17 protein-coding genes are annotated in these 22,711 nt (G+C 75.1%); 15 read left to right on the top strand and 2 right to left on the bottom strand.

Annotated features, from left to right (window positions below; translation table 11 throughout):
* The first annotated feature begins 1 nt into the window (after position 1).
* From cbiQ to ACIQNG_RS10705, 13 genes are all read left to right on the top strand, one after another.
* The gene (gene cbiQ, locus ACIQNG_RS10765) at positions 2 to 751 is read left to right on the top strand and encodes a cobalt ECF transporter T component CbiQ (RefSeq protein ID WP_401483989.1); all 750 of its coding nucleotides are present in this window, start codon (positions 2 to 4) and stop codon (positions 749 to 751) included.
* Entirely contained in the window at positions 748 to 1,602 is an 855-nt protein-coding gene (locus ACIQNG_RS10760) for an energy-coupling factor ABC transporter ATP-binding protein (protein ID WP_401483987.1), read from the top strand. The genes cbiQ and ACIQNG_RS10760 overlap by 4 nt, the downstream gene beginning before the upstream one ends.
* Before the next feature lie 274 nt (positions 1,603 to 1,876).
* Positions 1,877 to 3,679, top strand: coding sequence for a methylmalonyl-CoA mutase family protein (locus ACIQNG_RS10755; RefSeq protein WP_401483985.1), 1,803 nt, complete (start codon positions 1,877 to 1,879; stop codon positions 3,677 to 3,679).
* Positions 3,679 to 5,856 (top strand): methylmalonyl-CoA mutase, encoded by a 2,178-nt coding sequence (gene scpA, locus ACIQNG_RS10750; protein WP_401425562.1) that lies wholly within the window; start codon positions 3,679 to 3,681, stop codon positions 5,854 to 5,856. The genes ACIQNG_RS10755 and scpA overlap by 1 nt, the downstream gene beginning before the upstream one ends.
* 15 nt (positions 5,857 to 5,871) lie before the next feature.
* Entirely contained in the window at positions 5,872 to 6,855 is a 984-nt protein-coding gene (meaB, locus tag ACIQNG_RS10745; protein WP_401425559.1) for a methylmalonyl Co-A mutase-associated GTPase MeaB, read from the top strand.
* 175 nt (positions 6,856 to 7,030) lie between these two features.
* Complete coding sequence (locus ACIQNG_RS10740) at positions 7,031 to 8,638, top strand: ABC transporter substrate-binding protein (RefSeq protein WP_401483983.1); 1,608 nt, start codon at positions 7,031 to 7,033, stop codon at positions 8,636 to 8,638.
* 20 nt (positions 8,639 to 8,658) lie between these two features.
* Positions 8,659 to 9,627, top strand: a complete 969-nt coding sequence (locus ACIQNG_RS10735) for an ABC transporter permease (RefSeq protein ID WP_401425554.1) — start codon at positions 8,659 to 8,661, stop codon at positions 9,625 to 9,627.
* 19 nt (positions 9,628 to 9,646) lie between these two features.
* Positions 9,647 to 10,558 (top strand): ABC transporter permease, encoded by a 912-nt coding sequence (locus tag ACIQNG_RS10730; protein ID WP_401484441.1) that lies wholly within the window; start codon positions 9,647 to 9,649, stop codon positions 10,556 to 10,558.
* Positions 10,559 to 10,632: 74 nt separating this feature from the next.
* On the top strand, positions 10,633 to 11,700 hold the full coding sequence (locus ACIQNG_RS10725) for an ABC transporter ATP-binding protein (protein WP_401484439.1): 1,068 nt from the start codon (positions 10,633 to 10,635) through the stop codon (positions 11,698 to 11,700).
* Complete coding sequence (locus tag ACIQNG_RS10720; protein ID WP_401425552.1) at positions 11,693 to 12,349, top strand: ABC transporter ATP-binding protein; 657 nt, start codon at positions 11,693 to 11,695, stop codon at positions 12,347 to 12,349. The genes ACIQNG_RS10725 and ACIQNG_RS10720 overlap by 8 nt, the downstream gene beginning before the upstream one ends.
* Before the next feature lie 186 nt (positions 12,350 to 12,535).
* The gene (locus tag ACIQNG_RS10715) at positions 12,536 to 13,810 is read left to right on the top strand and encodes a Clp protease N-terminal domain-containing protein (protein ID WP_401483981.1); all 1,275 of its coding nucleotides are present in this window, start codon (positions 12,536 to 12,538) and stop codon (positions 13,808 to 13,810) included.
* A gap of 43 nt (positions 13,811 to 13,853) precedes the next feature.
* The gene (locus ACIQNG_RS10710) at positions 13,854 to 15,278 is read left to right on the top strand and encodes a sensor histidine kinase (protein WP_401483980.1); all 1,425 of its coding nucleotides are present in this window, start codon (positions 13,854 to 13,856) and stop codon (positions 15,276 to 15,278) included.
* Between the two features lie 55 nt (positions 15,279 to 15,333).
* Positions 15,334 to 15,987: a response regulator gene (locus tag ACIQNG_RS10705; RefSeq protein WP_401483978.1), complete on the top strand. Its 654-nt coding sequence runs from the start codon at positions 15,334 to 15,336 to the stop codon at positions 15,985 to 15,987.
* Between the two features lie 20 nt (positions 15,988 to 16,007).
* On the opposite strand, the gene ACIQNG_RS10700 is transcribed toward ACIQNG_RS10705, so the two are convergent.
* A complete protein-coding gene (locus ACIQNG_RS10700) occupies positions 16,008 to 20,075 on the bottom strand; it encodes a CHAT domain-containing protein (RefSeq protein WP_401483977.1) in 4,068 nt (1,355 codons plus the stop codon).
* A gap of 139 nt (positions 20,076 to 20,214) precedes the next feature.
* Here ACIQNG_RS10700 and ACIQNG_RS10695 point away from each other — a divergent pair, with 139 nt between their 5' ends.
* Positions 20,215 to 20,610 carry a hypothetical protein gene (locus tag ACIQNG_RS10695; protein ID WP_401483975.1) on the top strand — a complete coding sequence of 132 codons (396 nt, stop codon included), beginning with the start codon at positions 20,215 to 20,217 and terminating at the stop codon, positions 20,608 to 20,610.
* Between the two features lie 10 nt (positions 20,611 to 20,620).
* The gene (locus ACIQNG_RS10690) at positions 20,621 to 21,547 is read left to right on the top strand and encodes a hypothetical protein (RefSeq protein ID WP_401483973.1); all 927 of its coding nucleotides are present in this window, start codon (positions 20,621 to 20,623) and stop codon (positions 21,545 to 21,547) included.
* Between the two features lie 229 nt (positions 21,548 to 21,776).
* Here the strand turns inward: ACIQNG_RS10690 and ACIQNG_RS10685 are convergent, their stop codons facing one another.
* Positions 21,777 to 22,544 (bottom strand): helix-turn-helix domain-containing protein, encoded by a 768-nt coding sequence (locus ACIQNG_RS10685; RefSeq protein WP_401425535.1) that lies wholly within the window; start codon positions 22,542 to 22,544, stop codon positions 21,777 to 21,779.
* Between the last annotated feature and the right edge of the window lie 167 nt (positions 22,545 to 22,711).

Here is a 22,711-nt window from a genome sequence, read left to right as displayed (position 1 = left end):
CGTGTTGCCGATCGATGTGGCGGCGCACGGCAGTCGCTGGCGGCGGCGGCATCCCGTCGACAAGGCGGTGCTGGGGCTCGGGCTGACCGGGCTGGCGATCTCGTTGCCGCCGTGGCCGGGCGCGGCCCTGGTGCTGGTGACCGCGCTGGCGGTGCTGCTGGGGCCGGCCGGGGTGCCGGGACGCGCGCTGTGGCGGGCCTGGCGGGTGCCGCTGGGGTTCTGCGCGACCGGCGCGGTACCGCTGCTGGTGCGGGTCGGCGGCCCGGACGGGTTCGTCGGACTGGCCGAGGGCGGGGCGGTACGGGCCGGGGAACTGCTGCTGCGGACCTCGGCCGCCTCGCTGGGCGTGCTGCTCTTCGCCTTCACCACACCGATGTCCGACCTGCTGCCCCGGCTGGTCCGGGCGGGTGTGCCCGCGGCCGTCGTGGACGTGGCGCTGGTGACGTACCGGATGAGTTTTCTGCTGCTGGACTCCGTGCGGCGGATCCGGGACGCGCAGGGCGCGCGGCTCGGGCACACCGGGCGGGCGGCGCGCTGGCGGTCGCTGGGCGGGCTGGGTGCCACCGCGTTCGTCCGGGCCTTCGACCGGGCGGCCCGGCTCCAGGCCGGACTCGCCGGGCGCGGCTACGACGGCACGCTGCGGGTCCTGGTGCCCGAGGCCCGCGTCGGCGCCCGCTTCACGGCACTGAGCGTGGCCCTGCTGGTCGCGCTGGCCGCCCTGACGTTCGTACTGGAAGGACCCCTGTCGTGAGTGAGCCCGTTCTGGTCGCCCTGCGGGGTGTGTCGTTCGCCTACGAGGACGGGCCGGACGTCCTCACCGGGCTGGACTTCGCCGTGCGGGAGGGGCGCGCGCTGGCCCTGCTGGGCCGCAACGGCAGCGGCAAGACGACGCTGATGCGGCTGCTCAGCGGCGGGCTGCGGCCCGGCGCCGGTGAGGTGGTGGCCGACGGGCGGACGGTGTCGTACGACCGCAAGGGGCTGACCCGGCTGCGGACCACCGTCCAACTGGTGGTGCAGGACCCGGACGACCAGTTGTTCGCGGCGTCGGTCGGGCAGGACGTGTCGTTCGGGCCGCTGAACCTGGGGCTGCCGGACGACGAGGTGCGGGCGCGGGTCGCGCGGTCGCTGGCCGCGCTGGACATCACGGCACTCGCCGACCGGCCCACCCATCTGCTCTCCTACGGCCAGCGCAAGCGGACCGCGATCGCGGGGGCGGTCGCCATGCGGCCCCGGGTGCTGATCCTGGACGAGCCGACCGCCGGGCTCGACCCGGACGGGCAGGAGCGGCTGCTGGCCACGCTGGAGGGGCTGCGGGCGGGCGGGACGACGGTCGTGATGGCCACCCATGACGTCGACCTCGCCCTGCGCTGGGCGGACGACGCCGCGCTGCTCACCCCGGACGGGGTGCGGCTGGGCCCGGCGGACCGGATCCTCGCCCGCACCGATCTGCTGGCCGCGGCGGGGCTGCGGCTGCCGTGGGGCGTGGCGGCGGCCGGGCTGCTGCGGGCCCGGGGGCTGCTGGCGGACGGGGAGCGCGGCCCGCTCACCCCGGAGGAACTGGCGGAGCTGATGGCGGCGGAGGGTCCGGCGGGGAAGGGCTGAGCGACCCGGGACCGCGGGGCCGTCGGGTCGCACGCCGGTTCCGTGCGTCCCGCGTCTCTCCGCGCCCTCGCCCCCTGCCGCTCCCCCCGGCCTCCGGCCCGGATCCGCCGCCCGCTTCCCCTCTGATCCCCGCGCCCAAACCCCGCTACCACCCCTGCCGTACCGGCCCCTCCCCCTGAAAAACGGCGAGCGGCCCCGGTCACACCCCCAGAGAGAAGAACGTCACAGCCGCGCCCTCTGCTGAGCCTTGAGCGATCTGACCTAGCATCCGAGCATGACGGTCCTGCCTGACGACGGGCTCTCCCTGGCCGCCGAGTTCCCGGAAGCTACGCATGAGCAGTGGCAGCGCCTCGTCGAGGGTGTCCTGCGCAAGTCGGGCAAGGAAGTCTCGGGTGCCGGCGCGGAGGACGCTCTGTCCACACCGCTGGAGGACGGGCTCACCACCCGCCCCCTGTACACGTCGCGCGACACCGCACCCGACCCCGGTCTGCCCGGCTTCGCCCCGTTCGTCCGTGGCGGTAGGCCCGAGGGCGGCACCGTCGGCGGCTGGGACGTGCGGCAGCGGCACACGGCGGCCGACAACGGCGCGGTCCTCGCCGACCTGGAGAACGGGGTCACCTCCCTGTGGCTGACCGTCGGGAAGGGCGGCATCCCGGTCTCCTCGCTGGGCGATGTCCTCGGCGGTGTGTATCTCGACCTCGCGCCGGTGGCCCTGGAGGCCGGGGACGAAGTCGAGCCCGCCGCACGGGAGTTGCTGCGGCTGGCCGAGGCGCGGGGGGTGGCCCCTGAGGCGCTGCGCGGCACGCTGGGCGCCGACCCGCTGGGCCTTGAGGCCCGTACGGGGCGCTCGTCCGACCCGGCGGTGGCGGCCGGGCTGGCGCGGCGCTGCGCCGACGGCCACCCGGGGCTGCGCGCCCTCGTCGCGGACGCGCTGCCGTACCACGAGGCCGGCGGGTCCGCGGCGCAGGAGCTGGGCTGCTCGCTGGCGACCGGGGTGGCGTATCTGCGGGAGCTGACCGGGGCCGGGCTGGGGGTGGCGGAGGCCGCCGGCCAGATCGAGTTCCGGTACGGGGCGACCGCCGACCAGTTCCTGACCATCGCCAAGCTGCGCGCCGCGCGGCGGCTGTGGGCGCGGGTCACCGAGGTGTGCGGGGCGCCCGCCGCGCAGCGCCAGCACGCGGTGACGTCCCCGGTGATGCTGACGCCGCGCGACCCGTGGGTGAACATGCTCCGGGCGACGGTGGCGACCCTGGCCGCCGGGGTGGGCGGGGCCGACGCGGTGACCGTGCTGCCGTTCGACCACGCGCTCGGGCTGCCGGACGCGTTCGCGCGCCGGATCGCCCGCAACACCTCCACCATCCTCGTCGAGGAGTCCCATCTGTCCCGGGTGATCGACCCGGCGGGCGGCTCCTGGTACGTGGAGCGGCTGACCGACGAACTCGCCCACGCGGGCTGGGAGTTCTTCCAGGAGATCGAGCGGGCGGGCGGACAGGCCGCCGCGCTGCGCTCCGGGCTGGTCGGCGAGCGGCTCGCGGCGACCTGGGCGGTGCGCCGGACCCGGCTGGCCGAGCGCCGCGAACCCATCACGGGCGTCAGCGAGTTCCCGTATCTGGACGAGAAGCCGGTGGTGCGCGCACCCGCGCCCGAGCCGCCGTCCGGCGGGCTGCCGCGGGTGCGGCGCGACGAGGAGTTCGAGGCGCTGCGCGCCCGCTCCGACGCCCATCTCGCCGCGACCGGCGCCCGCCCCCGGGTGTATCTGGCCGCGCTGGGCCCGGCCGCCGCGCACACCGCGCGGCTCACCTTCGCCGCCAATCTGTTCCGGGCGGGCGGGGTCGAGCCGGTCACCGGGGGCTCCTTCGCGGACAGCGGGGCGCGGGAGGCGTGTCTGTGCTCCAGTGACGCGCTCTACGAGGAGCGGGCCGCGGACCGGGCCGGGGAGTTGCGGGCCGAGGGCGCCTCCCAGGTGTTCCTCGCGGGCCGTCCCGGGCAGTACCAGGGTGTGGACACCTATGTCTTCGCCGGCTGCGACGCCGTCGCGGTGCTCTCCGCCACCCTCGACCGCATGGGAGTTGCGTGATGTCGTCCGTCCCCGACTTCTCCGGGATCGACCTGGGGACGCCCACCGCCGAGGGCGGCCCCGACGAGTGGCGTACGGCGCTGAAGAAGGCCGCCGACGGCGGTGATCTGCTCTGGGAGACCCCGGAGGGCATCACCGTCGAGCCGCTCTACACCGGGCAGGACCTGGAGGGCCTGGACTTCCTGGGCACCTATCCGGGCATGGCGCCGTATCTGCGCGGCCCGTACCCGACGATGTACGTCAACCAGCCCTGGACGATCCGCCAGTACGCGGGGTTCTCCACCGCCGAGGAGTCCAACGCCTTCTACCGGCGCAATCTGGCGGCCGGTCAGAAGGGGCTGTCGGTCGCCTTCGACCTGCCGACCCACCGGGGCTACGACAGCGACCACCCGCGGGTGACCGGCGATGTCGGCATGGCGGGCGTGGCGATCGACTCGATCTACGACATGCGTCAGCTCTTCGACGGCATCCCGCTGGACCGGATGACCGTGTCGATGACGATGAACGGCGCGGTGCTGCCGGTGCTGGCGCTGTACATCGTGGCGGCGGAGGAGCAGGGGGTGCCGGCCGAGAAGCTGGCGGGGACCATCCAGAACGACATCCTCAAGGAGTTCATGGTCCGCAACACCTACATCTATCCGCCGAAGCCGTCGATGCGGATCATCTCCGACATCTTCGCCTTCACCTCGCAGCGGATGCCGCGCTACAACTCCATCTCCATCTCCGGCTACCACATCCAGGAGGCGGGTGCGACGGCCGATCTGGAGCTGGCGTACACCCTCGCGGACGGGGTGGAGTACATCCGGGCGGGGCGGGAGGCGGGGCTGGACGTGGACGCGTTCGCGCCCCGGCTGTCCTTCTTCTGGGCGATCGGCATGAACTTCTTCATGGAGGTCGCCAAGTTGCGGGCGGCCCGGCTGCTGTGGGCGAAGCTGGTGCGGCAGTTCGACCCGAAGAACGCCAAGTCGCTGTCGCTGCGCACCCATTCGCAGACCTCCGGCTGGTCGCTGACCGCGCAGGACGTGTTCAACAATGTGACGCGGACGTGTGTGGAGGCGATGGCGGCCACCCAGGGCCACACCCAGTCGCTGCACACCAACGCCCTGGACGAGGCGCTCGCGCTGCCCACCGACTTCTCCGCGCGCATCGCCCGCAACACCCAGCTCCTCATCCAGCAGGAGTCCGGCACCACCCGGGTCATCGACCCGTGGGGCGGCAGCGCCTACGTCGAGCGGCTGACGTACGACCTGGCGCGCCGGGCCTGGCAGCACATCCAGGAGGTGGAGCAGGCGGGCGGGATGGCGCAGGCCATCGACGCCGGTATCCCCAAGCTGCGGGTGGAGGAGGCGGCGGCGCGCACCCAGGCCCGCATCGACTCCGGCCGGCAGCCGGTGATCGGCGTCAACAAGTACCGGGTGGAGAGCGACGAGGCGATCGACGTCCTCAAGGTCGACAACTCCTCGGTACGCGCCCAGCAGGTCGAGAAGCTGCGGCGGCTGCGCGCGGAGCGGGACGAGACGGTCTGCCGGGACGCGCTGGACGCGCTGACCCGGGCGGCCGGCGGGGACGGCAATCTGCTGGAGCTGGCCGTGAGCGCGGCCCGCGCCAAGGCCACGGTGGGTGAGATCTCGGACGCCCTGGAGAAGGTGTACGGGCGGCACGCGAGCCAGATCCGTACGATCTCCGGTGTGTACCGCAACGAAGCCGGCGCGTCCCCGTCCGTCGACCGGACCCGTGCCCTGGTGGACTCCTTCGAGGAGGCCGAGGGGCGCCGGCCGCGCATCCTGGTCGCCAAGATGGGGCAGGACGGGCACGACCGGGGTCAGAAGGTGATCGCCACCGCCTTCGCCGACCTCGGTTTCGACGTCGACGTCGGCCCGCTGTTCCAGACGCCCGGCGAGGTGGCCCGGCAGGCGGTGGAGGCGGATGTGCACATCGTCGGCGTCTCCTCGCTGGCGGCCGGGCATCTCACCCTGGTGCCGGCGCTCCGGGAGGAACTGGCGGCGGAGGGACGTGCGGACATCATGATCGTGGTGGGCGGGGTGATCCCGCCGCAGGATGTGCCGACGCTGCTGGAGATGGGCGCGGCGGCGGTGTTCCCGCCGGGGACGGTGATCCCGGACGCCGCCCACGATCTGGTCGGGCGGCTGTCGGCCATCCTCGGCCATGAACGGTGAGCGCCTGTGGCCCCCATGATCGACCTTGACACGTATGTGAAGGGCGTGCTGGACGGGAAGCGGGCGCTGATCGCCCGGGCGATCACGCTGGTCGAGTCCACCCGGCCGCAGCACCGGGCGCGGGCGCAGGAGCTGCTGACCGAGCTGCTGCCGCACAGCGGGCGGGCCCGGCGCATCGGGATCAGCGGGGTGCCGGGGGTCGGCAAGTCGACGTTCATCGACGCGTTCGGGTCGATGCTGACCGGGCTGGGGCACCGGGTCGCGGTGCTGGCCGTGGACCCGTCCTCCAGCCGTACGGGCGGGTCGATCCTCGGCGACAAGACCCGGATGGAGCGGCTGGCGGTGGACCCGGCGGCGTTCGTGCGGCCCTCCCCCACCGCGGGGACGCTCGGCGGGGTCGCCAAGGCCACCCGGGAGTCGATCGTGGTGATGGAGGCGGCCGGGTACGACGTGGTCCTGGTCGAGACGGTCGGGGTCGGCCAGTCGGAGACCGCCGTGGCCGACATGGTCGACTCGTTCCTGCTGCTCACCCTGGCCCGCACCGGCGACCAGCTCCAGGGCATCAAGAAGGGCGTCCTGGAGCTGGCCGACGTCATCGCCGTGAACAAGGCGGACGGGCCGCACGAGCGGGACGCGAAGGCCGCCGCGCGGGAGCTGGCGGGCGCGCTGCGGCTGATGCACGGCAAGGACGCGTTCTGGACGCCGCCGGTGCTCAGTTGCAGCGCCCGGGAGTCGCTGGGCCTGGACGTGGTCTGGGAGCGGCTCGAACAGCACCGTACGCTCCTCGACTCCACCGGCCGCCTCGCCGCCAAGCGGCGGGACCAGCAGGTCGACTGGACCTGGAACATGGTCCGGGACGAACTGCTGGGCCGGCTGCACGCCGACCCGGCGGTCCGGGAACTCGCCCCCGAGCTGGAACGGCGGGTCAGGGAGGGCGAGTTGACGGCCACCCTGGCGGCCGAGCGCATCCTGCGGGCGTTCGGCGGGGTGCGCGGCTGACCGTCCCCGCCGCCTCGGGAGGCTCCCGGAGCCATCGGACGCCCCGCCTCCACCGCCCGCCACCTCGGGTTTCCGCTGATCTCATCCGTCGGCCGCGGACTTGATCCGTCCTTAACTGCAATTAATATGCAACAGCAATGCAGCAGCATATGTGACGCATCAGGGGCGGGAGACCATGGCGATCCGACGGATACCGGCAGTCGCGACGGCGGCGATACTCACCGGCGTGGCCGCGTGCTCGGCCCCCGGCGACGGCGGGACCGGGGGCGGTGACGGGGCCGCCGACTCCGTCGTGATCGGGGTGGCCTCGGAGCCGGACACCCTCAGTCCGCTGCTCGGCTACGGCAAGGACGGCAACTCGAAGATCTTCGACGGGCTCCTCGCCCGCGACGCCGACCTCGGTCTGCGCCCGGCGCTCGCGAAGGCGCTGCCCGAGGTCGCCGAGGACGGCCTCACCTACACGTACACCCTGCGCGAGGGCGTCGAGTTCAGCGACGGCGAGCCGCTGACCGCCGCCGACGTCGTCTTCACCTACGAGACGGTCCTCGACGCGAAGACGAACAACAGCGCCCGCAGCGAACTCGACGCCATCGAGAAGGTCCGGGCCGACGGCGACGACCAGGTGGTCTTCACCCTCAAGTACCCCTACTCGGCGTTCGCCGCGCGCACCGTGCTGCCGATCGTCCCCGAGCACCTCGCGGGCGGGCAGGACCCCAACACCGGCGACTTCAACACCGAGCCGGTCGGCAGCGGCCCCTACGTCCTGTCGTCCTGGAGCAAGGGCGAGAAGCTCACCTTCAAGGCCAACCCCCGCTACTGGGGCGGGGCGCCCGAGGTGAAGACGCTGACCATGGCGATCATCGAGGACGACGACGTACGCGCCACCCGGCTGCGCTCCGGCGACCTCGACGGGGCGGTCCTGCCGCCGAACCTCGCCGCCACCTTCAAGGACGACAAGGCGCGCAGGACGTACGAGGCGAAGACCTACGACTTCCGGGCGGTCACCCTGCCCACGGCCGGGAAGGTCACCGGCGACCGCGCCGTCCGGCGGGCGCTGGACCTGGCGGTGGACCGGGAGGCGATGGTCGCGAGCATCCTGGAGGGCGCCGGGCTCCCGGCGTACGGGCCGCTGCCCGCCAACGACTCCTGGTTCGCGCCGGACGTGGAGCGCGGGCAGGACCTGGCCGAGGCGGGACGGATCCTCGACGCGGCCGGCTGGAAGGCCGACGGCGGCGGCATCCGCGCCAAGGGCGGCCAGCGGGCCTCCTTCACCCTGCTCCACCCCTCCGGCGACAAGGTCCGCCAGGACCACGCCCTCGCCTACGCCTCCGACGCCAAGAAGGCCGGGATCGAGGTGAAGGTGGAGAGCGCCACCTGGGAGGTGATCGAGCCGCGGATGAAGAACACCGCGGTGCTGGCCGGCTTCGGCAGCGTCGGCGACCCCGACTTCGGCCTCTACACCCTGCTGCACTCCACCCTCGCGGGCGACGGCTTCAACAACATGGCCGGATACGACAACCCGGCCGTCGACAAGGCCCTGGACGACGCCCGCCGCAGCGCGGACGAGACCGAGCGCGGAGCGTCGTACGACACCCTCCAGCGCGCCCTGGTGAAGGACCCGGGGTACACCTTCCTCACCCACGTCAACCACATGTACGTCCTTGAGGACCGCTGGGCCGGTCTGACCACCCAGATCGAGCCGCACGAGCACGGCTTCGCCAGTGGCCCGTGGTGGAACCTGGAGTCCTGGAAGCCCGCGCCGTCCGGGCAGTCGGAGAAGTGAGACGGCTCCCCTGGCTGGCGATGGCCCGGCTGTCCGGGCGCCGGCTGCTGTTCGCGGCGCCCGTCCTGCTGGTCGTCACCTTCGGCGTCTTCGCCGTGGCCGCCGCCTCCCCCTTCGACCCGGTCAAGGCGTACGCCGGGACCGCCGCGCTCGGCGCCGACGCGGAGACCCTGGCGCGGCTGCGCGAGAACCTCGGCGTGGACCAGCCGTTCACCTCCCGCTGGTGGAACTGGCTGACCTCCGCGCTCGGCGGCGACCTCGGCTACTCCAGCGTGATGCGGCAGCCGGTCGCCGAGGTCATCGGGGAGCGCCTGGTCTGGTCGGCGCTGCTGTGCACGGTCGCGTTCGTGGCCGCCGTGCTGACCGGCACGCTGCTGGGCGTGCTGGCGGCCCGCCGCCCCGGCTCGTTCCTCGACCGGACCGTCACCTCGCTCGCCTACTCCCTGGAGGCCGCGCCCGTCTTCTGGGTCGCCCTGCTGGCGGTCTGGCTCTTCGCCCTCCGACTCGACGTCCTCCCGGCCGGCGGCCTGACCGACACGGCCAGCGAGGTCGTCACCCCGGGCCAGGTGGCGAGCCACCTCGTGCTGCCCGCCGGGGTCCTCGCCGTCTCCCAGCTCCCCTGGTTCACCCTGTACGTCCGTCAGGGCGTCGCCGACGCACTCGCCGAGGACCCCGTACGCGGCGCCCGCGCGCGCGGGCTGAGCGAGCGGACCGTGCTGCTGGGCCACGCCCTGCGCTCCGGTCTGCTGCCGGTGCTGACGCTGGTCGGCTCACGGGTGCCCGAACTCATCACCGGCGCGCTGCTGGTGGAGACCGTGTTCAGCTGGCCCGGGATCGCGGCGGCCACCGTCGAGGCGGCCACCTCCGTGGACTTCCCGCTGCTCGCCGCGCTGACCACGCTGGCCACCGCCGCCGTGCTGCTCGGCAACCTCCTCGCCGACCTGCTGTACGGACTCTTCGACCCGAGGGTGAGGTTCAGTGACATGTGAGACGCCCGCCGGGACACCGGTGGAGAAGGGCACAGGGCAAGGCACGGGGCAGGGCACGGGGCAGGGCACGGAGCCGGTCTGGCGGTCGTACGGCGGGAAGCGGCGCTCCACCCGGGCCGTGCGGATCCGGGTCTCCGCGACCGTGGTGACGGTGACCGTCCTCGCCGTGCTGCTGGTACCGCCGCTGGTCCAGCTCGACCAGCAGGCCGTGGACCTCGCCGCGAAGCTCGAACCGCCCAGCTGGGCGCACCCGTTCGGCACCGACGACGTCGGCCGGGACCTGCTGCTGCGCTGTGTGTACGGGCTGCGGGTCTCGCTGCTGGTGGGGCTGGCGGCGGCGCTCACGGCGACCGTGATCGGCACCGCCGTCGGGGCGGCGGCCGGGGCGCTGGGCGGCTGGTTCGACCGGGCGCTGATGCGGGTGGTCGACACCCTCGCGTCCGTGCCGCATCTGCTGCTCGGCATCTTCATCGTCGCCATGTTCCGGCCGGGGGTGTGGCCCGTGGTGATCTCGGTGGCGCTCACCCACTGGCTGTCCACCGCCCGTATCGTGCGCGCCGAGGTGCTCTCCCTGCGCTCCCGGCCCTACATCGACGCCGCCGTGTCCGGCGGGGCCTCACGCCTGCGGGTGACCGTACGGCATCTGCTGCCCGCCGTACTGCCGCAGGCGGGGCTCGCGGCCGTGCTGATGGTGCCGCACGCCATGTGGCACGAGTCGGCGCTGTCCTTCCTCGGCCTCGGTCTGCCCACCCACACGGCCAGTCTGGGCACCCTCGTCCAGGGCGCCCGCAGTTCGCTGCTGGCCGGGGACTGGTGGCCCACCCTCTTCCCCGGCCTGTTCATCATCGTCCCCACCCTCGCCATCGCGGGGCTCGCGGGGGCGTGGCGGGAGCGGATCAACCCCCGGCGGCGATCGGAGCTGATGCTGTGAGCGACGACCTCAGAGGCGCAACGGCCCCGGGGGCGCCGGTGCTGTCCGTGCGCGGGCTCTCGGTCCGGTTCCTGATGCCGGGCGGGGGGCGGGTCGCGGCGGTGTCCGACGCGCACTTCGACGTGGCGGCCGGGGAGTGTCTGGCGCTGGTCGGGGAGAGCGGCTGCGGCAAGTCCGTGCTGGCCTCCGCGCTGCTCGGGCTGCTCCCGGGCAACGCCGAGACGGCGGGCGAGGCCCGGCTCGGCGCGCTGGACCTGCTCACCGCCGACGAGCGCACCCTCGCCCGCGCGGTACGGGGCCGGATGGTCGGGCTGATCCCACAGAGCCCGGCGGCGCATCTGACGCCCGTGCGCCGGGTCCGCTCCCAGCTGGAGGAGACGGTCGCGGCGCTGAAGGGCGTCCGGGGCCGGGCCGCGGTGCGCGGGGCGGCGGAGAAGGCGGCCGGGCGGGCGGCGTTCCCCGCGGACCATCTCGACCGGCATCCGCACGAACTCTCCGGCGGCCTCGCCCAGCGCGCGGCCACCGCCCTCGCCCTGGTCGGCGAGGCCCCGCTGCTGCTCGCCGACGAGCCCACCACCGGCCTCGACCGCGACCTCGTCGACCACACGGTGGACGAACTGCGCCGCCATGTGGACGGCGGCGGCGGACGGGCGCTGCTGGTCATCACGCATGACCTGGCGGCGGCGGAACGGATCGCGGACCGGGTGGCGGTGATGTACGCGGGCCGGATCGTGGAACTCACCGAGGCCGCCACGTTCTTCGGCACCCCCGGCCCCCGCCACCCGTACAGCCGGGGGCTGCTCGACGCCCTCCCCGACCGCGCGTTCACGCCGATCCCGGGTCTGCCACCGGAACTGAGCGCACTGCCGGAGGGCTGCGCGTTCGCGCCACGGTGCGAGCGGGAGAGCGGGGCGTGCGGGGTGCTGCCGGCACTGCGGGGGCCGGCGGTTCCGGCGGTTCCGGCGGTTCCGGCGGTAGGCGCTCCGGGGGCCGAGGGGTCCGGGGCGGCCGGGACGGCCGTAGGAGCCACAGAGGCCACGGGAGCCACGGGGGCTACGGGAGCCACGGGGGCCATGGGGGCTACGGGAGCCATGGGGGCTGCCTGTCATCATCCGTACGTACCGGAGGATCTCCGTGCTTGAGCTGCGTGCCATCACCGCCGGATACGTCAAGCGGGCCCCGGTCGTGCGGAACGCCTCCCTGACCGTCGAACCGGGCCGGGCCGTCGGGCTGCTCGGCCCGAGCGGCTGCGGCAAGTCCACCCTGGCCCGGGTGGCGGCACTGCTGCACCGCCCCGACGCGGGCACGGTCGTCCTCGACGGCAGCCGGGTGCTGGGCTGGCGGCACTGGGCCCCGCGCGCCCAGCGCACCGCGATCGGCGTGGTGTTCCAGCAGCCCCGGCTCTCCGCCGACCCCCGGCTGCGCCTGACGGACCTGATCGCCGAGCCCCTGCGCGCCACGGGCCGCGCGGCGGACATCCCCGAGCGGATCGCCGCGCTCGTCCCGGCGGTCGGCCTCACCCCCGACCTCCTCGGCCGCCGCCCCCACGAGGTCAGCGACGGCCAGCTCCAACGCGCCTGCCTGGCCCGCGCCCTGGTGCTGCGCCCGCGCTGGCTGGTGTGCGACGAGATGACCGCCATGCTGGACGCGTCCACCACGGCGGCGCTGGTCAGAGCGGTGGAGGAGTACCGCTCCGAGACCGGCGCCGGACTGCTGGCCGTCGGCCACGACCAGGTCCTGCTGGACCGCTGGTGCGACCGGACGGTGCAGTGGGGCGAGGTGGCCGGATAACGCCGGACCCGATCCGTCCGCGGGCGGCCCGAGGAACCCCCGGGCTCGGGGCCCCGTCTTGCCGGGCGGCTCGGGAACCTGGCCGATCGGACCGCGGGTGTGGACGATCGGACGCCGTTCCCGGGCGCGGGGGCACCTAGCGTGAAACGGGACAGGGACCGTGCTTCTACCTCTTGGGGATGACTGATGGACCAGCGTGAGACGGGTGCGGGGGCGACCACGGAGTTCGAGCCGGACGTCGTGGAGTTGCTGGTGGCGACGGCGCGGCGGGCGGTGCGGAGCGAGTGGCCGGACGTCGGTACGGACACCCTGCTGGGGGAGCTGGTGTCCGGGGACTCCCCGGCCGGTGACGCGCTCGCGCCGGGCATGCGGACGGCCGGCTCGCTGGCCGGCCGGATCCTCGCGTACGCCGGGGTCGGGTGGGTGAGCGACGACCCGGCCCCCGAGGACGGGGAGCGGGAGGACGACGGGGCCGCCGCGTCGGAGGTCGACGCCGTGTGGCGCGAGGCGCTGTGGCGGTACGGGCTCGGCCTGCGCGGCGCGGCCAAGAAGGTCGACCGGGACGTACCCGCGATGACCGGGGCGCTGCGCGCCTGTCTGCTGGACGCGTTCGCGCTGGCCCGCGCCGAGGGCACGGTCTCCGTGCGCTGCCGGCAGGTGGCCCGCGCCCTGCTGGACCGGCCCGGGACCAGGGCGCGGGAGGCCATGACGCTGGAACGGCTGGACCTGGAGGCCGCCTCGGCGGCGCTCGACGCCGTGGACGCTGCCGCGCCCCGGGAGAGCGAGCGGCCGGAGTCGCAGGGCGTCACCCTGCTGCGCCGCTCGGGAACCGTGGGCAAGAGCGGCAACCGGCTGACCCGCGCGCTGACCTCCTGGGCCTTCGGCTCGGCCCTGAACGGCTCCCCGGTCGTCGCCGCGGTCTCCGCCGAGGCCGTACGGCAGGCGGTACGGCGGGGGCGGGACACGGCGGAACCGGCGGATCTGCTGCTCGGTGTCCTCGCCCTGGACCGGGGTCTGTCGGTCGCCGGGCACACCCTCTCCGGGAGCCTCGCGGACGTGAACCGGGCGGCGGCGCTGCTGCGGCGGCACGGCGTACGGCAGACGGCGCTGGTGCGGGCGGCGTCGGCCGTGACTCCGGCCGGACCGGTCGCCCCGGCGGTGTCCGGGGCGGGGACTGGTTCCGGGCAGGCCGGGGAGGCCGGGGAGGCCAGAGGGGCCGGGGAGGCAGGGGATGCCGGGGCGTCCGGTCATGAGGAGCCGTGGCTGTCCGGGGCCTCGGAGCGGGTCGTCGCGGTCGCGCGGCTGCGGGCGGCGGAGCACGGTTCGGAGACGGTCGGTACGGTCCATCTGCTCGTCGCGCTGCTCGAAGCGGCGGAGCCGGACGTGGAGCGGCTGTTGCGCGCCGGGGGCGCGGACCGGGACGCGCTGCGGGCGGAGTTGTGCGGCCGGTGGGCGGCGTGACCCCTGTGACACCGCCGTTCGGGCCGTGCGGCAGGGTGGGCGCGTGCGGGTGAGCTGGGCGCGGGTGCGCCGTGAGGTGACCGTGAGCCGGGCCGAGTGGCACGCGGCCGGCCCGCGCGCCGTCGCCCGCGACGCGACGACCGGTGCCCTGACGGCGGTCCTGTGCCTGGTGCCGCTGACGCTGGTCCCGGCGGAGCACCTGGTGTCGGCGGTGCTGGAGGCGGTGTGGGTGGGGCTCCTGGTCGCCGTCCGCCGGCTCCGGCCGCTGGTCGTGGTGCTGGGCGGGTCCCTGATGGTGATGGGGGACAACGTCTGGACCCTGCCGGTGGTGGCCTTCCTCGTGCTGTCCGCGACCCGTCGGCTGGCGCCGCCCGCGCGGGCCTGGCGGGCGGTCGGGGCGGGGTGCGCGCTCGTCATGGCGCTGTCCGTGGCGCGCGTGCTGCTGCTCTCCGCCGACCCGTCGACGGAGCCGGCAGGTCAGGCCCTCTCCGCGGTACTGCTGCTGGTGCTGCCCGCCGTGGCCGGAACCCTGCTGGGGCGACGGCGGCCCCTGGTCAGTCTGCTGCGGGAGCGCAACGCCTATCTGGAGCGGGCCCGGGCGCTGACCGCCACCGCGGCCCGGGCCGAGGAACGGAACCGGATCGCGGGCGAGATGCACGATCTGCTGGGCCACCGGCTCAGCCTGATCTCCGTGCACGCCGGGGCGCTCCAGCTCGCCACCGCCGAACAGGCCCCGGACCTCACCGGGCGGGCCGAGCTGCTCCGTACGACGACGCGTACGGCCCTGGACGAACTGCGGGAGATCCTCGACGTGCTGCGGCACGAGCATCTCGCCGACCCGGACGATCCGGCGGGCGCGGCGGCGGGCTCGGGGGCGGAGGAGCGGGGGACGCGGGAGGACATCGCGGCGCTGGTGGCGGAGGCCCGGCGGACGGGCAGCGCCGTGGAGCTGGACTGGTCCGTCCCGGACCCGGCCGAGGTGCCGGCCCGGACCCGGCAGGCGATCCACCGGGTCGTGCGCGAGGGGCTGACGAACGTACTGAAGCACGCGTCCGGGGCGCCGACCCGGGTGGAGGTCGGGGCGGCGGGCGAGGGGATCGCGGTGTCCGTCACCAACGCGGTGCCGTCCTTCAGCGGCCCGTCCCGCGGCGGCAATCGCAGTGGGCTGGCCGGCTGCCAGGAGCGGATCTCGCTGCTCGGCGGCACGTTCGCGGCGGGCCCGCTGCCGGGTGGCGGGTTCCGGCTGGCGGCGTGGCTGCCCCGGGCCGAGCACCGGACGCCTCCCGGCCCCGTGCCGATGGAGGCGGGCCGTGCGGGGGCCGTGGCGCTGGAGGAGGTCCACGCGCCGCTGTCGGCCGAGATCCTGACCTGGCCGCGGGTGCTGGGGGCGGGCTGCGCGGCCTTGGTCGTCGTCCTGCCCACGGCGGGCTTCCTGGTCGCGCTGCTCGTGGTGGCGGTGACGCGGTGATGCGGTGATGACCCTGTCACGGCAGGGGCGTCCGGAGCGGTCCTAGGATGACCTGATGATCCGAGTCCTGGTCGCCGACGACGAGGCGTTGATGCGCGCGGGCATCCGGCTGATCCTGGAGCACGCCGACGACATCGAGGTGGTGGCGGAGGCGGGGGACGGCCGGGAGGCGGTCGTGGCGTGCCGCACGCACGAGATCGACGTGGCCCTGCTCGACCTCCGGATGCCGACGGCGGACGGGGTCGCGGCGGCCGATTCCATCACCCGGCTCTCGCCGCGCACCCGGGTGGTGATGCTGACCGCGTTCGGCGAGGAGGCCGGCGTGACCCGGGCGCTGCGGGCCGGGGCGAGCGGGTTCCTCCTCAAGGACACGGGCCCCGAGGAACTGATCCGGGCCGTGCGGCTCGCCGCCGGGGGTGAGCCGGTGCTGGCGCCGAGGATCACCCGGCGACTCCTCGACCAGCACGTGCGGTCCGGGCGGGAGGCCGAGGCCGCCCGGCTCAGGATCGAGGAACTGACCCCGGTCGAGCGCGAGGTGCTGCGCCTGCTCGGCACGGGGCTGTCCAACGCCGAGATCGCGGGCCGGCTGTATCTGAGCGCCGGCACGGTCAAGGCGCACATCAGCCGGATCCTCACCCGCACCGGCTGCGCCAACCGCGTCCAGGCCGCCGTGCTCGCCCATGACGCCGGGCTGCTCGCGGAGCGCTGAACGCGGTTTCGGCGCCCGGTTCACGGGCCCGCGTGCACCTGGCAGGCCCACAGGCTGGGGGTGTGCGGGTAGGTGTCGCGCAGGGTGCGTACGGCGTGGTGGAGGGCCTCGGCGGTACGGGTCACGGCGAGGGTGCCGTCGCCCCGGTGCAGGGTCTCGTACACCTGGAGCGCCACCTGGGCGCCGATGACATCGTCCACGTGCCAGAGCGAGCCGATGACATGGGGGAATCCGGCCATCTGGAACGCGCTGACGATATGGACGGCCTCGTCGGCGAGTTCGGGGCTGGTGCGCAGGGTGTCGCAGGCGGAGAGGTAGGCGAGCCGTACCGACGGCAGCCGCAGCCGGGCCAGGTCGCGGACGGTCAGGGGGTGGTGGGTGTGGTCGTGCAGGACGAGCCTGCTGCCGGAGGGCCGGTCCAGATCGCCGAAGGCGTGGCAGGCGAAGTGCGCGTAGGCGTGCCGGTGCAGGGCCGCGACGACGGTGGTGTGGGTGGCGTCGGCGTCCTTCAGGAGGACGGCGCCGGGCAGCCGTTCGGCGAGCCGCGCGGCCTCGTGCCCGGCCCCGGGCAGCGGGGTCTGGCCGGCCGCGTCCGGGACGCTGACCACCAGGGTTCCGCCGGCGGTGTCGGCCGGGCGGGCGGCCCGGCGCCGGGCGTGGTGCAGGGTGCGCAGGGTGGGGGTGTACGACGACACCACCCGGTCGAGCGCGCCGGGACCCCCGTCGGCGGGGGCCGCCGCGTGCAGCGGGAGCGTGCCGAGGAGTCCGGCGGGCGACCACCAGACGCGGCCCGCCCCGGGGAGCCGGGCGAGGACCGGGCCGGTGACGGTCTCCCACAGCCAGCCGAGGGTGTCCCGTACCTCGCGTTGGGCGCGGTGGGCGGCCTTGCGGGTGGTGCGGGGGTCCTGGATCCGCAGGAGCGCGTCCTGGAAGGCCCGCCTGCGCCGGGCCGCCGTCGCCGGGTCCAGTCCGGGCAGGGGTACGGCGTCGACGGACCGGTCGGTGACGACCAGGGCGTCACTGCCGTACGGCGCCACGTTGACCAGGATCACCGGCCCCTCGGCGGCCGTGGCCCGCACCTCCCGCTCGTCCCACTCCCGTACCGGCCGCAGCAGGCCGAGGCCGGGGTGCTCGGCCCGGACACGGGCGATGAGTTCGCGCCACTCGGCGGCGAGGCGCTGCCTGCGGTCGGCGCCCTCGCCACCCTCGGTGAACTCCTGGCCGCTCGTGGCCGTGTCCAGGGCCTCGCGGAGTTCCTCGAAGCGGGCCGCGAGGGCGGGGGCCCGCTCGCGGAGGCGGGTGAGGTCGCTGTCGGCGTCGAAGGCGTGGGAGAGCAGGACGCCTCTGGCCTGTTCCAGGAGACCCACCGCGAGGCCGGGGCGCCCCTGTCGGACGGCGCAGGCCGCCGCCGCGGCGCCGAGGCCGACGGTGCGGCCGAGCAGGAACTCCTGGTCGTCGCGGACCAGATGGCGGGGCGCGACGGCGGGCAGCAGGTCGACGGCCGTGACATAGCCGTCCAACGCGCCTTCCCAGTCGCCGAGTCCGGCCCGTACGTCACCCCAGTCGCGGGCGGCGTCCAGACGGGCGAGCGGGGGGCAGCGCTCTTCCCCGGCGGCCTCGCGGTACAGGTCGGCGACCTCGGTGAGGGCGGTGCGGTCGCCGTGGCGGGCCGGGCCCCGGTGGCGGAGCATGGCGGCGAGGTTGCTCGTCCGCTGAGCGCGCAGGGGGTGGCCGGCGGGGGTGACGGTGACGGCCCGGCGCAGCAGGGCGACCGCCTCGTCGCGGGCGGTCCGGGAGGGCAGCATACGGGCGCCGTGGGTGCGGGCGTCCGCCGCCAGGGTGAGGGCGCGGGGGAGGTCCGGGGAGTGCGCGGGCAGCACGGCGACCACGGCGTCGGCCAGTTCCTGCGCCTCACGGACGGGGCCGACGTGCCGGGTGGTGTCGGCCTGGGTGAGCAGGGCGGCGGCGAGGTTGTGGCGGCGCTTGGGCAGCTGCGGGTCGCCGTCGGGGGTGAGGGCGAGGGCCTCCCTCAACAGCCGTACGCACTCCTCCAGTTGGGCGGCACGATCGGTGGCCCGGTCGATGCCGGTGAGCAGGCTCAGGCCGGCCGAGCCGACCACCGCCGCGTGGTGGGCGCGGCCCATCGCGGGCAGGGCGGCGGCCCGCTGACGGCACTCCCGGGCCTCCCTCAGGTCGGCGGCGTCCTCGGTGCGCTGGTAGCGCAGGCTGAGCGCGACGGAGAGGTTGAGCAGCCGTAACCCGAGCACCTCGTGCCCCTCGGGCGTGAGCGCCACCGCCTCGCGGAGCACTCGCACGGCCTCGTTCAGCACCTCCGCGTCCCCCGAGCGCTCGTGGCCGGCGGTGAGGACGACACCGAGATGATGCAGCACCGACGGCCGGTCCGGACTGCCGAGCGGCGTCACCGCCCCGACCTGCCGCAGCAACCGCGACGCCTCATCGAGATCCCCCGCATGAACGACGGGGTCCCGCTTGTAGCGGGCGTGGAGGATCAGAGCACGGCTGAGGAGGGCGCCTTCCGGGGGGTTCTGGGGGTTCTGGAGGTCGTGGGGGCTCTGGGGGTCGTGGGGGTTGGAGGGGTTCGAGGGGTTGGAGGGAGCAGAGGTGTTCGTGGGGCCTGGGTGGCCCGGGAGGCTTGGGTGGCCCTGGAGGCTTGGGTGGCCCGGGAGGCTTGGGGAACCCGGAGCGTCCGGGGCGAGTGCGATCGTGGCCGCCGCCGCGTCCAGGTCCTCCTTGGCGCCGGTCATGGCGGCGCGGGCCCGCAGGGCGTTGCCCAGCAGGTTGCGCAGGATCGTGGTCTCCGTCGGGGTGCGGGCCTCGGTGAGGGTCTCGGTGAGGACGGTGACCGCCTCGTCCAGGTCCGTCACCCGGCCGGTGTGCTGGGAGCGCAGCAGCAGGGCGAGGGCGAGCCGGTGCCCGGTCGGCGCGGGGCCCTCCGGATGGCCCGGCCTGGCCCGGCGGCAGATGTCCACCACCTCGTCGCACTGCTCCGGGGTGGCGCCGTCCCGGTGGCGCAGCAGGATCAGCGCACTGCCCAGGGCGCCGAGGCTCTCCGGCAACCGGGGGTCACCGGGCGGCAGTTGGGCCAGCACCTCCCGGGCGAGACCGGCCGCCTCGTCCAGGTCCTCCGGGTCGTAGGACCGCGCGTAGCGCTCTTCCAGCCGGGCGCCCAGGGCGGCGAGGGCCCGCAGCCGCTCCGGGGAGTCCGGCGGGAGGCTCTTGAGGGCCCGGTACGCGAGCCGGACGGGGTCCCCGTCGAGCAGTTCGCCGAACGGCCAGGGCCCTCCCTTGAGGGCCAGCGCACGGGCCAGGTCGTCGCGCCGGTCCGGGTACGCGGGGTGGTACTCCGGTGTCGCGAGGACGGCCAGGCTCCCGGCGCCGATCGCGGTCAGGAGCCGGTTCTCCCGCGGCAGCGGCAGGGCGTACGCCATCCAGGCGGCCATCTCGTGGAGCTTGCGGTCGTGCGCGGAGGCGTCCGACGGTGGCGTGTGCTGCCGCCCCTCCAGCACGAGCAGATGGGCCACGCACTGGGCGGCCCACTCGGCGGGGCCGTCCGCGTCCGCCGGGTCGGGACGCAGGGCGGCGTCCGTGGCGGCCCAGGCCGCCGCCAGCTCGGGCGGCACCAGCTCGGCATCCCCCGGGTCGGCCGCCCACACCGGGAAGAGCAGGATCCCGGCCATGGACCCGTGCAGGGCGGACCGCCCCGGGTCGGCCGCCGCCCGCGCGGCGCAGAGCCAGCCGGCCGTGTGCCGGGCCTCCGGATCCGTACGGGGGTCCACGGCCCGTAGCAGGCCCCGCAGTTCGGCGTCGGCCGCCCCGCCGAGGACCACGGCCGCGTCCACCCTTCCCCCGGGGGTCACGGCCCGGCGGAGCCGGGCGCGGATCGCCGCGAGGTACCGGTTCCGGTCATGGGCGTCCAGGTCGCCCGGTGCGTACGCGTACTCGATCCCGTGCCCCTGCTCACCCTCCTCCCCCTCCCCCTGCCCTCCACGTCCGCGCCCGCTCCCCCGGTCCCACCGGTCGTCCGCCCCCTGGCCACCCCATGCCTGACCTCGCACCGTCTCCCGCACCCCGCCGTTCCTGTCGTGCCGCTCTCCCCGTACCAGGGCCCGCCACACTCCATCGAACCACCGACCCAGCACGCCGACGTCGCACCGCCACGCCAGCGAGCCGCCCTCAACTCCGCCGTTTCTCCGGCACACTTGACCCATGACGGCATCACCCGAGATCCCCTGGCCGGACAAGCGTGCCGCGGCGGCGCTGTGTGTGCTGCTCGGTTCGCCGCGGGATCTGCGGCAGCCCGCGGTACGGGAGGCCGCGGAGGCGGTACGGGCGCTGCTGGCCTCGGACGCGTCCACGGCCGAACTCGCCGCCGCCTACCTCGCCCTGGACACCGCGCTGCGCCGCACCACCGACGCGCGCGGCCTCGTCAACGGGGCCCGCGGCGTCACCGCCCCCGGCGTCTCACCGCACCTCAAGGTGGCCGTCTGCCCGGGTCCGTCCGGCTGTACCCGGGTCGAACGCGCCCGCGATCTGCTGCCCGCCCCGCCCTGCGCCCTCCACGGCACCCGGATGCGCAAGGGCCGGCTGGGCTCGGCCGGGTGACCCCGGCGTCATGAACCCGCTCCTCGCCACCCTGGGCGGCAAACTCACCGAGCGCTGGCTCAATCTGCTCGTCCTGCCCGGCGCCCTCTTCCTCGCCGCCGCGGCCGTCGGCGGCACCCTCGGTCAACGCCACTGGGCCGACGTCGACCGGCTGCGCGGCACCCTGGACGACCTCGCGGGCCGGCCCGCCCTCGACCGCACCGGCACCGCCGCCCTGCTGGTCGCGCTGGTGCTGCTCACCGCGACCGCCGCGTCCCTGACCGCGCAGTGCGTCGGCGGGGCGGTCGAGCGGTACTGGCTGCGCCCCGGCCGGGACCCGCTGTCCCGGGCGCTGACCGGACGCCGGGCCCGCAGGTGGCGGGAGCGGGACACCGAGGTGACCGAGGCCGTCGGCCGGATCGCGTACACCGGCGACGGGCCGGACGGTGCCGTACTGGTCCCGGGCGGCGTGCTCGCCCGGATCCAGGACCTCACCGAGGCCCGGGACCGGATAGCGCTGCGCGAGCCGTCCCGGCCCACCTGGTACGGGGACCGGATGCAGGCGGCGGCCGACCGGGTGGAGGCCGCCTACGGGGTGGACCTCGCGGTGCTGTGGCCCCGGCTGTGGCTGGTGCTGCCCGAACCCGCCGTCCGCCAGATCCAGTCGGCCCATGACTCCTTCGGCGCCGCCGCCCGGCTCGCCGCCTGGGCCGTGGGCTACGCGCTGCTGGCCTGCTGGTGGTGGCCGGCCGCGCTGGCCGCCGTGGGCTGCGCGGCCGTGGCCCGCTCCCGCGGCCGGGGCGCGCTGGACGCGCTGGCGGGGCTGATCGAGGCCGCCGTGGATGTGCACGGCCGGGAGCTGGCCACCCGGATCGGGCTGCTCGCCCCGGAGACCCCGGGCCGGCTGGCCCCGGACACGGGCGACGGGATGTCGGCGGTGTTCCGCAAGGCGGAGTGACGGACGGCGGGGCGAGGGACGGCGGGGCGACGGACAGCGGGGCGAGAGACCACGGGGCGACGGACGGCGGGGCGACAGGCGGGGCGAGGGACGGCAGGGCGACAGGCGGCAGGGCGAGAGACCGCGGGACGGCAGACGGCGGGGCGACAGGCGGCGCGCGAAGGCCCCGTCACCTCACCGCCCCAGTCACCCCCACCACCCCCGACCCGCGCCCCCACCGCCGCCCCCCTCACGGAGTGAGGGCATGGACGACCACCGACACCACCCGCACCTCGCCGTCGGTCATGTTGCGGTACTGGTGCGGGGTGGCGGAGTCGAAGGCGAGGGAGTCGCCGGCCTCCAGGACGTAGGTCTCGAAGCCGATGTCGGCGTGGAGGGTGCCGGTGAGGACGAGCTGGTACTCGCGGCCCTCGTGGCGGATGGGCGCGCGGCTGTCGGTGGAGCGGCCGTAGGGGGCGTAGACGACCTCCAGGAAGTCCACCCGGGCGTCCTGCTGCGGGGTGAGCCGCTCCCAGCGGACCCCGCTGGCGAGGTCGATGGTGCGCCGGTCGGCGGCGCGCTGCACGACGGTGCCGGTCGCGGGGGCCAGCGCGGGGCCCGACGGTGCCCCGGGGACCTGGGGCCCGCCGCCCGACCGGCCCCCTCCGCCGTCCCGGGCCCCCGCGCCGTCCCAGGTCCCGGCGCCCGTGCCGTCGCGGCTGCCGTTCACCGTGCCGGACGCGGTCGCGAAGGGGGAGCGGGTGCGGGGGCCGCCGCCGGCCTCGGGCACCTCGTCGGCGCCGCCGGTGCCGAAGAGGTACTCCAGGGGGATGTCCAGCGCGTTGGCCAGACCGTAGATCACCCCGGCGGACGGGGCCGTCTGGCCGCGTTCGACCTGGGAGATGAGGCTGGCCGAGCATCCGGCGAGCTTGCCCAACTCCCGCAGGGACAGGCCGCGTTCGGCGCGGACCCTTCTGAGCCTCACACCGAGTTCGAGGCTGCCCCCCTCGGTCTTCATCGCGCCTCCTGGTCGGTGGATGGGCGTGCACGCACGGGACAACGGTAGCGGACTGCACAGGACTGTACAGCCGTGCACAGGATAGTGAACAGAGATCGAGGGCGATATTCCCTCTGGTTTCCCATTAGTGGCCCTGACTAGGGGATTTCCAAGACGGAGAAGTCCAA

This window comes from Streptomyces sp. NPDC091377 (genome assembly GCF_044757045.1).
Taxonomy (GTDB): domain Bacteria; phylum Actinomycetota; class Actinomycetes; order Streptomycetales; family Streptomycetaceae; genus Streptomyces.
The sequence above is the reverse complement of the archived record's forward strand: the minus strand, read 5'-3'. Positions and strand labels throughout refer to the sequence as shown.